We start from the raw sequence: 13,953 nt of genomic DNA on the forward strand, positions 1-13,953 counted from the left end.
TTTACAAATAAATCAATAAAACATATATTTACATTCAATTTGCATTTAATAAAATTTCCTTCAATATTTCAGGTTGGCTCCTCAACTCATGAATAATGGTTTCGGCTATGTAGCCACCACTGTAAGGCATTTTATACTTGGATTTTTCCATCTCTTTAGACGGATATTTTGACTTGAGTATTTGCTTCAGATTATTAATTTCTTTCTTTAATTCTTCTATTTGTTTAGAAGTTGAAGCTGTTCTTGGTTTTCTCCGTATACCCACAAAATCCGCATTGGTTTGCTTCGTTGACAGTTTACTCTGCTGCTCTAATTCCTTTAGTTTTTTTTGCTTAAGCACAAGTTCAGACTGAAGCCAGTCAACATCGTAATCCTCAAAAGCCTTAATAAGATCATCAATAATAAAATTCACCGCCTGATTCGGGTTATCCCATTTACCCCGCTGTACGACCTGTTCCCTTAATATGCGATAAATAATTTCCCGTCTTGGGTATAAATGCTTGTCATAGCGGGCTTTGACTGCAAGCGTTGCTTTTGCACTTCTGGCAAGTTTATGATTCTGAATAAATTCCAATCCACCCAGCAATTGCACATAGGCAATTAAAATGTCTGAATATTGTCTTTGAAACATTTTGGCAGGCAAGTTGCTCACCTCAACCTTCAATGTATAAATCAGCATTAAGAGCTCAGCGATTTGAAATGGTTTAAAGGGAATAGTTTCTCCCATCATTTCTTGACGAAAAGCCATGAGCTCACTCAATAGAAAATCATTCTGCTGCATTCTTCTTATGTTTTTTTCTTTTTTATCAATATATGTTTGATCCTCATTTGCTATTGACTCATCATCCAGTTCACACTGATAGTAGTAGCAAAAATTTAACCATATATCCTGCTCAAGCAGACTGAGGTCTGATATTTTTTTATTAATCATAATTTATTTAAATACAGATGATTAAAGTAGAATAATACTACTATATTTTTAGATGCACGTACTGCTCTTTCCCCCCTTTTTCTTTGTGACTAAACTGAATCTATCAACAGAAAAAATTGAATTTTTAATACTAATCGAGTCACCTCAAAACGAGCCAGATTAGCGATTTATTTTTTCTTCTACTGATTAACACTTTCAAGGAAAAAGGTATGGGTTATCTCACATCAAAAGAAATCAGGCACAAGCTTAAAAACTGTTCCGCTTCTACATTATGGCGTTACCAACAAGCAAATCAAAAAATGTTCAAGCAACCTATGCCACAACCTATCAAAAAATGTGCAGGCTCTACTAGCCTTTGGGATGAAGAAACATTTAACGAATGGCTACTCAAATATTTCAATAATAATCAAATTGGCAATCTATCTAACTAGATAGATTGCTTAGTTTTTTCCACCATTTCTTATATGCTTTTGACATTTCCTTTTGATAATCATAATAGTCATATGTCCCCTGCTCCCCAGGCATTACATGACCAACCATTAATTCAGCAACATCCCTACTCGTAAATGCACTAAAATTTGTCCTAGCTGTACGCCGTAAATCATGCATAGACCAATGATCCATTTCAACTTTATAGTTCTTACGTGCAAATTGCATGAAATTATAAGGGGTATCTGTTGGACCACTGCGCCCCATTGGTTCTTTACTATTTTCATGTGGAAAAATGTATTCAGAATTGCTTAAATCAATTGCTGACTGAAGCCACGGCTTAATCTCTTCAATAATTGGTCGAACAATATTTCCCTTACTTTCTCCTGTCTTATGATTTTCATACGGTACTGTCCATACATTCTTACTAAAATCAAATTCTGATTTACGTGCAAGCCTCAACTCACTATACCGATTACCATAAAACAAGCATAACTTTAGAAATAAAACATTCCGTAATGATGTTCTAGACTCATCACAAATTTTAAAAATTAAAGATAATTCATCATCCCTTAACACTCGAACTGTTTTATTTTTCTTAATATTTAAGTCACGTTTACCAGTGATATGTCGTATAGGATTTTGCTCAATTAATTTTCGATTAATCCCCCAATCCAAACACTGCTTTGTATTAGTTAGGATGCGATCGGTTATTGATGGTGACTGTTTAAATTGCTCTTCCAGCAAATCCAGCCACATGTGCAACGTAATTTGCTCAGCAGGAATGCTTCCTAATTTAGGAAAAACATATAGTTCAAATGACCTCAGATATTGATCTGCATTCTTTTTATTAGGAATACTATATTTAGTGTGCCACTCTCTAAATAAAGCTTCAAATGTAATAGCCTCTGTGATCTTGTGAAGCTCTACCTTTTTGTGAATACGTGGGTCATGTCCTTTTTCTAATATTGCTTTCATTTTTTGCAATTCAGTACGAGCCTCTTTAAGACTCATATTTGGATATGTTCCTAAGTCTAAACGAGCTTGTTTATCGTTGTATCGAAAACGCATCTGAAAAGTGAGCTTTCCTTTTTGCGATACACGAACACTTAGACCAGCTTGATCAGGCTCCGTATGTATTGCCGAACGTTCACGATCCAAATTCTTCTTAAGCCACGTATCTGTTAGAGGCATTTTACTCCACCTGTGTACATATTTTTTTAAAAAGGCTAATCTTAGAAAACATGTACACATATATGTACACAAACATACTGACTAGACTTGAAATCTATTGAATGGGGTTGAATGATACTTTAAATTAAGAATAACAATATTTTTATATTTTTACAGCACTTAGATTATTTTTATTATTGCATTTGAAATGAATTGAATGAGCTTGAATAGGTATCAGGTATTTGGGTGGGAAATGATAGCAAATGTACGGCGTTGGGCGACCTGAGCCACCAATTCATCTTTAAACATGAGAGCAATCTTCAATATGTACGCAGTTTTGTACCTATTTAAACATGAGTACAAAACAGAAAATATAGGGATTCAAAATTGGCGTCATTGTAGCAGATTTAAGAATTTCTGTTGATGGATTGTTGATTTACCTAAATTGTTCATATTGAATCAAATTTTGAAAGCATATTGCCTGTTTGGTGATATTCACTCGCCTAAGCACTTCAAAATAATCTAAAAATTAAACAGATGTAAATTTTGTCATTAAAATCAGCACATCATCTAAAATACGAGAACTGCTATTATTTCAACTTAAGCTGAGTTGAGTCTGAGAAAGATTAAACGGAACACACAAAATCACTGCATGGATTAATGAAAGAAGTTCACTCTAAATAATAAAAGGTGCTCCAATCTCAGAAGCACCTCTATCTCTGTCCGATTAAACACTGATCGTTAATAAACTTCTTTCATCATGACCATAACCTCTTTGTTTTCTCCCTGAGCAAAATGAAATCTATTTCAATGCCGCGCAAGATAAATAAAAGAGGTGCATAAAAGAAGTCTAATCTTACAAAACGACCTGCGTACCCAGTTGAACCGTCCTATTTGGTGGCAATCCAAAATATTGATGAATTTCACCAGCTTGTCTAAACAATATATTAAACACATTAAATTCAACATGATTTAAAAAGTTACCATTATTAATAATAATGGTATCTGAAACAAAAAAGGTTGTTGACATTAAATCAAATTCCCAATCATGTAACTTTAACCCTTCAATCAATGGAACTAAATAAGGGTATTCTCTAAAACCAAAATAAACGGTGACTTGATAGAAATTATCAAATACTTCATTCACTTTAACTTTATCTTCATTCGGTACATAAGGGGAATTTAAAGTTTCAACGGTTAAAGAAATATTATATTCATGAATAACTTGATAATGCTTTAAATTATGCAGTAAAGCATTTGGAATAAGATCCTTATCTGAAGTTAAATAAATAGCAGTTCCACTAACTTTATGAATCCCCTGATTTAATATATTAGGCAATATATCCAAATTCAAACTTTGGTTTCGACGCTCTTCTTTTAAATAGTGCATCCCCTTTTGCCAAATAAAGAGAATCGAAAATACCAAACATCCAATTAAAATTGGTAACCAAGCTCCAGTTGCAATTTTGGTCAAGTTTGAAATAACAAAACCCATTTCAATGATCAGGAACAATCCGAGTAAACATAATTTAAAATAAGATGCTTTATAAAGGAGCTGCATATAAATCAACAGAATCGTTGTAATTAACATCGTTCCTGATACAGCAAGACCATAAGCTGATGCTAAAGCCCCTGATGATTTAAATGTAACAACAAGGAAAATAACCCCGAGTAACATTAACCAGTTAATAAAGGGAATATAAACCTGACCTTTTTCTTGATCAGATGTGTGTAAAAAATTAATTCGGGGCAAAAGGCTTAAGCGAGATGCCTCTAATGTCAGTGAAAATGTTCCCGAGATAGTCGCTTGCGATGCGATAACCGTTGCAAAAGTTGCAAGAATAACTAAAAAGATTAAACCTGATGAAGGCATAAGCAGGAAAAATGGATTATTAATTGCATCGGGCTTATGCATTAATAAAGCACCTTGCCCCAAATAGTTTAAAGTTAGACTTGGCCAAACTAAACCATACCATGCAACACGAATCGCACGTGCACCAAAATGCCCCATATCGGCATATAGAGCTTCGCCACCCGTTAATGCTAAAAATACTGCTGATAGTAAAAATATACCTTCTTTGGGCTGATTAAAAAAGAACTGTACTGCATAAAATGGATTAAATGCATATAGTACACTAGGGTTTATAAATATTTCTTTTAAACCTAATATACCAAGCGTTAAAAACCAAATAATCATAATTGGCCCAAATAATAATCCCCCAATCTTTTGAGTTCCATAACGCTGAAACAAAAAAAGCATAATCAGCACGCTAATGGTGATAGGAATAATCCATGATTTGAACTGTATGGTAATCAGCTCCGTCCCTTCTATTGCTGAAAGCACAGAGATTGCAGGCGTAATAAAAGCATCAGCATAAAACAACCCAGCTGCAAATAACCCGAGCAATAAGACAACACGGGCTTGTTTCGAGCCTGGTTTTATTTTTTTCAGAACTAATGCTAACAGTGATAAAACCCCTCCCTCACCATTATTATTATATTGCATCACCACGCTAATATACTTAACCGTAACAATCAGAAGAACCGACCAAATGAATGCCGATAAAACTGATAATATGTTCATTTCATTTAAAGCAAGACCGTGTAAAAAGGCTTCTTTAAATGAGTAGAGCGGGCTAGTACCAATGTCTCCATACACGACCCCCAGAGCAGCCAGTGCAAGGCCACTTATTTTTTTATTTGACATACTCTTACTATCCAAATTGGATTATTCGAGATTATATTCTTATTTTTCTAATAGCTAAAGACTTGACAGATTCGATCAATATCAATGTTTTTATATATTTCACAATTCAATAAGTAAATTAAATAAGTAAAATTAAATATCCTTCATATTTCTGATATCGAGTTATTTTTACTCCAATTTATATTTTAACGAAATCAATCATTCACCCAACTTTGATTAATCATTTCAATTAAAGTTTTATTTAATTTCTTCTGATTAATTTGAAACAATTTAATATTTTCTTCTAATAATTCTTCGCTTTGACCATCAGATGCACTTAAAAAGCGTTTAAAAAAACTTTGATAACGATATTCTGAGATATCACCTGTAATATCTGCCCCAATCAGTTTTCCTTTAAGCTGTATAATTAAGTCTTTTAAATGCTGCTCTAAAAAATACCCCTGATCCCAATTGGTCATTACCGCATCTTTTGATAAAACATCTTTATCAATTGAAAGATAAGTTTTTAGATTTAACGATGATATTTCTGTTAAAAATTCTTGCATTAAATCATCTGGGTTTTGAAAATTAAACCAAGCATCTGAAGCCCCAATCCATCGAGTCCAGCTGGCATTTTGCTGAATGCTCCAATAATGCAGCTTGCCATGACGAAGTGGCGACCAATGATTTTCCCAAGCATGTTTCCAACCAATATCACTTGAACCGATACCAATGACATCAATACGCGCAATCTGAGGTAATAAGCTCGCCCAATACACCCAAGACCCACAGTGGATACCGAATGGATAACGCATATTATCTGGATGATTATCACAAACAATTAAATGAAATGGCTCAGCATCTTTTAATCTATTGAGCAAATATTGAGTGATATGATGATAATCCCCGCTCCCAATTAATGTGCAACCGAGCGCTGTATTTTGAGGCAACTGATCCGTCAAATAGCTAGACAATTGATTAAACTGAGTCCATTTACAACCAAAGCGAATCATCTCTTGCCAAGAACCCAAATCGAGGTTCAATGCATTTTCAGGAATTCCTGTCGAATCATCAAAATTTAGAACAACGGACTGGCGTATCTGCTGGCTGCTCATGATTTTGACTCCTGCGATTGCTCATACCAATGTGTATCAGATTCAAATAAATGACGCATCTTTCTTAAAATAAAGCGGAGTATCGGTCGACGAATCCAAACCAAGTGCCGTGTAAAAGTAAAACTTGCTCCAAGTTTTGATTTCACCTCTGGGTCAGTCCAACCTGCAACATAAAATTTTAGATGACGCTGCTTCGCATAGTCTAAATTGACAAACCAACTAACAAAATACAAATTATAATCAATCGCTAGTGCATAGTTTAGGCCAATATATTTGTCGATTAAATTATTATTATATTCATAGCAAATATTATAACCCACTAAAATATCATCTTTCCAATAGAGAAAAACTTTTCCGCCACTGTTCGGATCTTGCAAAATATTATCAAAAAATTCTGAACGCAATAAATCAAAATGAATTTCACTCTGATTATAAACAGCCAAATAAAGTTCATATAAATGAGTACGAAAATCGTGATTTTTAAAAACATCAGATCCTGTATCTACAATTTCTAATCTTAATTCATCCAAATTTTTTAATTTTCTTTTTAAATTTTTTCGCCGACTTTTAGAAAATCGAGATAAATAATCTTCACGATCTTCAAAATCAATTGCAACATAAGCTAAAGCCTGCCCTTCTAAAGATAAAAATCCTCGTTTTTCAGCAGCACTAATTAAATTTAGACTATATTGGTTTTCAAATTCTGTTAATAATGGTGAGTTTAATGGCAAATCTTTAATAATCTTTAACGTATTGTTTTTTGAATTTTTTTTCAGATTTTCTACAATTTCATCAATCTGATAATCTTTTGGTAAAAGCGTGTACTCAGTGACTGTTGTCCCAATAAAACACGTTGAAAGATAAAGTAGTTTCCCCCAAAATTTATATCCAAATATAGCTTCAACTTTTTTTCGAACAGGTATATCTAACGTGGTTAACAAATTAAACTGTGTCGTAAAATACGGTAAACCCTCTTTTGAATCTTGTGCTTCAAAAGTTTCTGGTGGGTATTTTAAAAAGGTATCAATTAAAGATTGAGGCTCTAACTGATTAAGATTAATTTTTACACTCATATATTAAATAAGTTTTAACCAGAAGTTGATATGACTTTTAACTTATTTATTTTACTCTAATAAGTGTAAAAAATATCAGTTTTGAAATGTACTACAATTCATCATCGCTATTTAGCGGATAAAGTACATTCGTCATATTAAAAAGAATAGCTGAATGATTATTCAACTATTCTTTTTAAACCTAAAAATTCATCAGTACGAAGAAAGCGCTTTCTTCACACCAATGACTCATGAGGCGCCTTTCATTCATCTGTTGTATTTCCGCTATGAGAGAAATACAACGAGAGGGATAAATCACAATGAAAGAGGTCTACTGTTGTAGATTAAAGCTCTTTTTTTGCGCGAACTAATAACTGTTCTAGCAATACCATTGCTTGATCAATTTCAGCTCTAGAAATTTCAAGGTTTGGTGCAAACGTAATTACGTTTTTATAGTATCCGCCAACATCAAGCACTAGGCCACATTTTTGACCTTCATACTCAAGCGTACCAGATAATCCAATGTCCACCATTTTGTCGAGAAGTTCTTTATTTGGTGTAAAGCCATCAGTCTGACAAATTTCAGCACGAAGCGCTAAACCTAGACCATCGACATCACCAATTTCACAGTGACGTGTTTGAAGATCTTTCAGGCCTTCCAAGAAGTAAGCACCACTTTCCATGATCTGTTTCTCATAGTCTTTTTCAGCAAGCATTTTCATGACTTCAAGACCAACAGCTGTACCTAGTGGGTTTGACGCAAATGTTGAATGCGTAGATCCTACTGGGAAAGTGACAGGGTTAATCATTTCTTCTTTTGCCCAAACACCTGCCAATGGGTTTAAACCATTTGTCAGTGCTTTACCAAAGACAACGACGTCAGGTGTGATATCAAAATGTTCAAATGACCATAGTTTACCAGTACGGTAGAAGCCCATTTGAATTTCATCAACCACAAGTAAAATACCATGATCATCCAGCACTTTTTTCAGTTCTGGATAGAAATTCATTGGTGGAATGACATAACCGCCAGTCCCCTGAATCGTTTCAATGTAGAAAGCTGCAAATTCACTTTCACGAACTTTCGGATCCCAAACACCATGATATTCGTTTTCAAATAAGCGACGGAATTCTGCAACAAGTTTTACTGCATATTCTTCTGGTGTCATGCCTTTTGGACGGCGGAACGGGTATGGGAAAGGAATAAATTGAGCACGTTCACCAAAATGACCATAACGACGGCGATAACGATAGCTAGAAGTAATTGATGAAGCACCTAATGTACGTCCATGATAACCACCTTCAAACGCAAACATTCTGCTTTTGCCTTTGCAGAAATTACGGACTAACTTAAGCGAATCTTCGATTGACTGAGAACCACCAACGTTATAATGGATACGCCCCTGCACCCCTGTTTTTTTCAAGATATCTTCAGCAAGTACTTTACTGAGTTCAATTTTTGTAGGGTGCAAATACTGGCTTGCAATTTGCGGTAAGGTATTAATTTGATTAATTAATGCTTGATCTAAGCGTGGGTTTTTATAACCAAAATTTACTGCTGAATACCACATTTGTAGATCAAGGTAAGGTGTACCATGATCATCAAAGACATAACTACCTTGGCAATCTGTAAAAATTTTCGGGGGGTTTACATAATGAACAGTATCTCCATGAGAGCAATATTTTGCTTCATCTGCTAATAGTTGAGCTTCATTAATTGTCATGAGACCTATCCTTTTTGGTAGTTATACCGTATGTTTACTGTTCAATTATTCGATGCATTCCACTGGTCTTTTCAAACGAAATAGAAGCACATTTGTTCATTTCTACGGCATAAAATTTAAAAGCAGTTTCCTGAAATTCAGCTTAAAATTTAAAAACCACCCCTAAAGAAGGTGAAAAATCTACACGTTTTTTAATTACAGGGCTGCTATATTGTTGATTTGATAGATAATTTATATTCATACCACCATAAATATTCCATTTCTTATTTAAATTATAATTAAAGTTCAAATCCATATAGGGCTGAAGACTATCTTTAGGGTGATATTCAGTTACCCCACTATTACGCGCTTCAACTGCACTTACGCCATAATAATAATCATTATATTGACTATTACTCCATTGATAACCGAGCTCTGGGTAAAAAGACCATTTCCCAGTATTTAATTCAGCTAAATAAGAAAGTGTCGCTACGGTTCCCTTGCTTCGAGATAAAACATCTGTACCAATTTGTGCTTTAAACCCGCCAAATGGCGTAATTCGCATATAACTTGCACCAGACATGACAGACCATTTTTTTGTTTTTAAAGCGTTTAATTTTCCAGAAGGACTAAAATAACTGTCATCATAATAAGCATTTAATCTAAATTGGTTCTGATCATTATTTAAAAGATAGACCCCGAGCTCATCACCTTCCACGTAAATTTTTTTATTGTCATAGAAAATAGTAGGTAAAACACTCATCCAAACCGTTTTTCCTTTATAGGCCTGAAAATCCAGAGAAGTATTCAGTCCTACACTCAGGGCAACAGGCTCTTCTGCATAGCTATAATTACACCAAGAATTGAGTGCTATTAAGATAAAAAAATATATCTTATTGTTTCTAGAAAATAAATGAATCATAAAATTAGATCAAATTTTGATTGACGCTCAAAATATATCGATTATTCTTTTTATCAATCATTTAACACAAATCAGATACAAAAGTAAAAAATTCATTCAAATATTCTATATATTTTATTATTTAGCATAATTTCAAAATATATATTAATTTTTCAAATATTTAGCTTCTAGTACATTGGTTACCAAAATAAATTCCACCCAGAGTTTTTAGGCTTAGGTCCGAGATAATAAGGAATATTTAAGGTTTAAGCGATATGTTGCAAATCAAATTTTCTTCAATGTGCTGAAGAAAAAAATAATTAAACGCTGTGAGGCATATATGTTGCTTATCCGTCACAATCTCCCTTCTTCGGCTCAATGGCATATTCTATGTGATTTTGACGGGACGATTAGTTTAAATGATACAACAGACACATTATTAGAAACTTTTGCAAAACCTGGCTGGGTAGAAATAGAACAAGAGTGGGAACAAGGAAAGATTGGCTCCAAGATCTGTATGCAGCGTCAGATTGAATTACTCGACATGTCTAAAAATGAACTCTATCAATGCTTAGATCATATTGAAATTGATACAGATTTTATTGATTTTGTACACATGACAACCGCACACAAGATTCCATTAACCATTGTGAGTGATGGCATGGATGTCGTGATTAAATATATTTTAAAAAAGTATGATCTTGCAGATTTACCTATTATTGCAAATCATTTGGTTCAAGTAAGCGAACGCAACTGGAAACTTGAATTTCCAAATACAAATCAGCGCTGTATTAGTCAAAGCGGAACATGTAAATGCAAAGTGGCTGAACAACATTTTCAGGAACAGATTATTTTGATTGGTGATGGTCGTTCAGACTTTTGCCTTGCGGAAACAGCAGATTATGTTTTTGCAAAAAAATCCATGATTAATCATTGTATTGAAAAAAACATTGAGCATACTGCATTTAAATCGTTTATTGAAATTCAGGAGCAATTGGTGCAACTGATTCATAGCGATGAAGAGCATGGTCGTTTAGCTGTGGTGACTGTATGATTTCAGATAATTCATTTTTTCTTTCTGGTAATCGTACTGGTATTTTACTGATTCATGGTTTAACAGGGACACCCAATGAAATGCGTGGGATTGCCCGTTCATTTCATCAGGCGGGTTACAGTGTTTACGGTGTTCAACTGGCAGGTCACTGTGGTGATATCGAAGATCTGGTTCAAACCCGTTGGGAGGACTGGTATGCCAGCGTATGTGAGGGTGCAAAGAAACTTAAACAGCACGTTGACCAAATTTATGTCAGTGGTTTGTCTATGGGCGCACTACTGGCTTTAAAATATGCCTCTGAACATCCTGTAAATGGTGTGATTTCTTACAGCCCGACATTTCAGTATGATGGCTGGAGTGTTCCACTTTGGTCAAAAATTCTTGCACCAATTGCACTTCCAATTGTTTATCATTTAAATATTGGTCGCCATAATACATTTGATGAAGCTGAACCTTACGGCATTTGTAATGAGTCTCTACGTGCGCGTATTGTAAATGCAATGAACAGTGGTGATAGTAGTGAAGCTGGATTACCAGGTAATCCTTGGCATTCCTTATATCAACTGCAGCGTTTATCGCGCAATGTCAGAAAAAACTTGCATAAAATTACAGCACCCTCTCTTTGCTTGCATGCCTATAATGATGATATTTCACATCGTCGTAATAGCCAGATTGTTTATAATCAGGTATCGGGATTGAAACAAGTCATTTGGCTTAAAAATAGTTACCATATGATCACGATTGATAACGATCGCAAACAAGTGGTTGAAGAATCATTAAGCTTCATACAAAAAATTGATAAAAAATTGACGAATAGCAACACCAAATCATTCACTCAGTCACTAGAGCTTGAGCAAAAGTTAGGTCATATTGCATGACTCCACTTGTGATCGGTGCATGGATTATCACCATTCTGATTGATACCGTTGGACAGCTCGCTTTTAAAGCTGCTGCTTCAGAAAGCGCGGAACACTCAGGTATTGAACACTGGAAATCAATGCTAAAGCGACCATGGCTTTGGATTGGAATTTTTTGTTACGTTTTTGAATTTGTGGCTTGGCTTGCCTTTTTATCTCTTGTGCCATTATCTGATGGCATCATGCTAGGCAGCATCAATATTGTGGTCATTATGCTTGCTGGACGACTATTTTTTAATGAAAAACTATCCAGAAATAGATTAATAGGTGTCGTTCTAATTTCGATTGGCGTCACAATTGTGGGGTTAGGCGCATGAAATCTTTTTATATTATTGGCTTTTTAGTGCTCATGATGTTTGACACCCTAGCACAGATCAGTTTCAAATTTGCATCTGTACATGCCATGCCACTTTCATTTGATTTTCCTTGGCTGATTCGAGTATTTACTCATCCATGGATTTATGGGGCATTTGTCGGGTATATCGGGGCATTTTTTACCTGGATGACGCTATTAAAATATGCACCAGTCGGCCCTGCTTTTGCAGCATCGCACCTTGAGCTGATTAGTGTCACTCTACTGTCTATATGGTTATTTAACGAACCTCTAACATTCATCAAAATCATTGGCGCACTATTTATTATTGCTGGTGTCTTCTTTTTAGCTAGAGATGAATCTAAAACCGATGTAGAAAACATCCCTTATAACATCCATTCTTAACTATGAATACAGAGATCCCCCCTACAAATGGTTTGCCTATTTTATTTAGGGATCTTCTTTCTTTTGGACATAAATATGATTTGGCGAGTTCAATCGCCAACCTTTTACAGATACCGACTCCAGCGCTGACTTGCTCGGGAACCGTTGCCTTGATGGTTGCCTTAAAGACGCTACAATCTATACATCCTAAAAAAAACCAAGTCATCATTCCCGCGTGGACATGCCCATTAGTTCCATTAGCTATAGAAAAGATGGGCTTAACGCCTATTTTATGCGATCTGAAAAAAGATCATTTTGATTATGATCTGAACGAACTCGAATTAAAAACAAACGCTAACACACTCGCAATTATTGCAACTCATATAGCGGGCCTAGTCTGTGATTTAGCGGGTATCCAACACATCGCAGATCAACATCAAACTTATGTGATTGAAGATGCGGCACAAGCCATGGGCGCTCAGTATCATCATCAAAGTGTTGGATTATTTGGAGACATCGGCTTTTTTAGCCTCGCTTTCGGTAAAGGACTCACCAGTGCCGAAGGTGGGATCTTGTTTAGTAAAAATCCAGAATTGCAGCAAAAATTACATGCCGCATGTCAAGATTTGCCTGTGCTCAAAGACTGGGAATTGAAAAGGATGATCGAGTTAGTCGGTTATACTTTTTTGTATCGACCTTCAACACTTAGCCTGATTTATGGAAATAGTTTACGTCGTGCTTTAAAAAATAATGATGAAATTACGGCTGTAGGAGATGATTTCGATCAGAATGACATTCCAGTTCATCGCTTAGGTCAATGGAGAAGTCAGGTTGCGGCTTCTGCGATATCCCGATTACCTGAGCATTGGCAAAAAGCACAGCATCAGGCAAGATCTAGAATTGAAAGACTCAAACAACTACCTCACATTCAGGTTTTTGAAGAACAAACCGATAGTCGCTCTAACTTTCCATTTATTTTATTACTTACAGACCGACCTGAGTTAGCACAAGCTATTTTGGCCAAGCTATGGACTCAAGGCTTGGGTGTAACCAAATTATTTGTACGAGCGATACATCAATACCCCAATCTCGCGCATTTAAATACATCTTTGCCACAAGCAGAAAGTTTTGCGCAAAGGTGTTTTAGTATTTCTAATTCGGCTTGGTTAAATGATGGTGAATTTGAGAAGATTTACAGCGTCATTGAAAATACGATTCATTCTTATAAAAAATAGACCTATTGCATCATAGCGTCTATGCTTTATTTTTCTCTCTAGGCAACAGAGAAAGATACT

General features: G+C 35.1%; 13 protein-coding genes and 1 pseudogene. 6 read left to right on the forward strand and 8 right to left on the reverse strand.

Features of this window, described 5'->3' with window-relative positions; all coding sequences use genetic code 11:
* Positions 1–34: 34 nt before the first annotated feature.
* Complete coding sequence (locus E0H77_RS08135; protein ID WP_131376755.1) at positions 35–931, reverse strand: hypothetical protein; 897 nt, start codon at positions 929–931, stop codon at positions 35–37.
* 209 nt (positions 932–1,140) lie between these two features.
* Between E0H77_RS08135 and E0H77_RS08140 the strand changes: the two genes are divergently transcribed.
* Complete coding sequence (locus tag E0H77_RS08140) at positions 1,141–1,362, forward strand: hypothetical protein (RefSeq protein ID WP_131376758.1); 222 nt, start codon at positions 1,141–1,143, stop codon at positions 1,360–1,362.
* Here the strand turns inward: E0H77_RS08140 and E0H77_RS08145 are convergent.
* From E0H77_RS08145 to E0H77_RS08170, 7 genes and pseudogenes are all read right to left on the reverse strand, one after another.
* Positions 1,355–2,554 (reverse strand): tyrosine-type recombinase/integrase, encoded by a 1,200-nt coding sequence (locus tag E0H77_RS08145; protein WP_131376761.1) that lies wholly within the window; start codon positions 2,552–2,554, stop codon positions 1,355–1,357. The genes E0H77_RS08140 and E0H77_RS08145 overlap by 8 nt on opposite strands.
* 219 nt (positions 2,555–2,773) lie before the next feature.
* Positions 2,774–2,842 (reverse strand): annotated as a pseudogene (locus tag E0H77_RS14050) (hypothetical protein); the annotation flags it as partial.
* A 547-nt stretch (positions 2,843–3,389) separates the two neighbouring features.
* On the reverse strand, positions 3,390–5,240 hold the full coding sequence (locus tag E0H77_RS08150) for a potassium transporter Kup (RefSeq protein ID WP_131376764.1): 1,851 nt from the start codon (positions 5,238–5,240) through the stop codon (positions 3,390–3,392).
* A 194-nt stretch (positions 5,241–5,434) separates the two neighbouring features.
* Positions 5,435–6,334: a hypothetical protein gene (locus tag E0H77_RS08155; RefSeq protein ID WP_131376767.1), complete on the reverse strand. Its 900-nt coding sequence runs from the start codon at positions 6,332–6,334 to the stop codon at positions 5,435–5,437.
* Positions 6,331–7,407: a GNAT family N-acetyltransferase gene (locus tag E0H77_RS08160; protein WP_131376770.1), complete on the reverse strand. Its 1,077-nt coding sequence runs from the start codon at positions 7,405–7,407 to the stop codon at positions 6,331–6,333. Before E0H77_RS08160 ends, E0H77_RS08155 begins: the two co-directional genes overlap by 4 nt.
* A gap of 323 nt (positions 7,408–7,730) precedes the next feature.
* Positions 7,731–9,110 carry an aspartate aminotransferase family protein gene (locus E0H77_RS08165; RefSeq protein ID WP_131314654.1) on the reverse strand — a complete coding sequence of 460 codons (1,380 nt, stop codon included), beginning with the start codon at positions 9,108–9,110 and terminating at the stop codon, positions 7,731–7,733.
* Between the two features lie 142 nt (positions 9,111–9,252).
* Positions 9,253–10,011 (reverse strand): MipA/OmpV family protein, encoded by a 759-nt coding sequence (locus tag E0H77_RS08170; protein WP_131376773.1) that lies wholly within the window; start codon positions 10,009–10,011, stop codon positions 9,253–9,255.
* A 319-nt stretch (positions 10,012–10,330) separates the two neighbouring features.
* Here E0H77_RS08170 and E0H77_RS08175 point away from each other — a divergent pair, with 319 nt between their 5' ends.
* The 5 genes from E0H77_RS08175 (at position 10,331) to E0H77_RS08195 (ending at position 13,893) form a co-directional block, all read left to right on the forward strand.
* Positions 10,331–11,044 carry an MtnX-like HAD-IB family phosphatase gene (locus E0H77_RS08175; protein ID WP_131376777.1) on the forward strand — a complete coding sequence of 238 codons (714 nt, stop codon included), beginning with the start codon at positions 10,331–10,333 and terminating at the stop codon, positions 11,042–11,044.
* On the forward strand, positions 11,041–11,922 hold the full coding sequence (locus tag E0H77_RS08180; RefSeq protein WP_131376780.1) for an alpha/beta hydrolase: 882 nt from the start codon (positions 11,041–11,043) through the stop codon (positions 11,920–11,922). The genes E0H77_RS08175 and E0H77_RS08180 overlap by 4 nt, the downstream gene beginning before the upstream one ends.
* On the forward strand, positions 11,919–12,278 hold the full coding sequence (locus E0H77_RS08185; protein WP_131376783.1) for an EamA family transporter: 360 nt from the start codon (positions 11,919–11,921) through the stop codon (positions 12,276–12,278). The genes E0H77_RS08180 and E0H77_RS08185 overlap by 4 nt, the downstream gene beginning before the upstream one ends.
* Complete coding sequence (locus E0H77_RS08190; RefSeq protein ID WP_131376786.1) at positions 12,275–12,679, forward strand: DMT family transporter; 405 nt, start codon at positions 12,275–12,277, stop codon at positions 12,677–12,679. Before E0H77_RS08185 ends, E0H77_RS08190 begins: the two co-directional genes overlap by 4 nt.
* Before the next feature lie 80 nt (positions 12,680–12,759).
* Complete coding sequence (locus tag E0H77_RS08195; RefSeq protein ID WP_228258308.1) at positions 12,760–13,893, forward strand: DegT/DnrJ/EryC1/StrS family aminotransferase; 1,134 nt, start codon at positions 12,760–12,762, stop codon at positions 13,891–13,893.
* Positions 13,894–13,953 lie beyond the last annotated feature (60 nt).

The organism is Acinetobacter brisouioides (assembly GCF_004331075.1).
Lineage (GTDB): Bacteria > Pseudomonadota > Gammaproteobacteria > Pseudomonadales > Moraxellaceae > Acinetobacter.

Bases quoted from the DNA above. Each gene is read 5' to 3' on its own strand.
- E0H77_RS08190 (WP_131376786.1), top strand. From the start codon at position 12,275: ATGAAATCTTTTTATATTATTGGCTTTTTAGTGCTCATGATGTTTGAC.
- E0H77_RS08180 (WP_131376780.1), top strand. From the start codon at position 11,041: ATGATTTCAGATAATTCATTTTTTCTTTCTGGTAATCGTACTGGTATT.
- E0H77_RS08155 (WP_131376767.1), bottom strand. From the start codon at position 6,334: ATGAGCAGCCAGCAGATACGCCAGTCCGTTGTTCTAAATTTTGATGAT.
- E0H77_RS08160 (WP_131376770.1), bottom strand. From the start codon at position 7,407: ATGAGTGTAAAAATTAATCTTAATCAGTTAGAGCCTCAATCTTTAATT.
- E0H77_RS08185 (WP_131376783.1), top strand. From the start codon at position 11,919: ATGACTCCACTTGTGATCGGTGCATGGATTATCACCATTCTGATTGAT.
- E0H77_RS08140 (WP_131376758.1), top strand. From the start codon at position 1,141: ATGGGTTATCTCACATCAAAAGAAATCAGGCACAAGCTTAAAAACTGT.
- E0H77_RS08175 (WP_131376777.1), top strand. From the start codon at position 10,331: ATGTTGCTTATCCGTCACAATCTCCCTTCTTCGGCTCAATGGCATATT.
- E0H77_RS08150 (WP_131376764.1), bottom strand. From the start codon at position 5,240: ATGTCAAATAAAAAAATAAGTGGCCTTGCACTGGCTGCTCTGGGGGTC.
- E0H77_RS08135 (WP_131376755.1), bottom strand. From the start codon at position 931: ATGATTAATAAAAAAATATCAGACCTCAGTCTGCTTGAGCAGGATATA.
- E0H77_RS08165 (WP_131314654.1), bottom strand. From the start codon at position 9,110: ATGACAATTAATGAAGCTCAACTATTAGCAGATGAAGCAAAATATTGC.
- E0H77_RS08145 (WP_131376761.1), bottom strand. From the start codon at position 2,554: ATGCCTCTAACAGATACGTGGCTTAAGAAGAATTTGGATCGTGAACGT.
- E0H77_RS08170 (WP_131376773.1), bottom strand. From the start codon at position 10,011: ATGATTCATTTATTTTCTAGAAACAATAAGATATATTTTTTTATCTTA.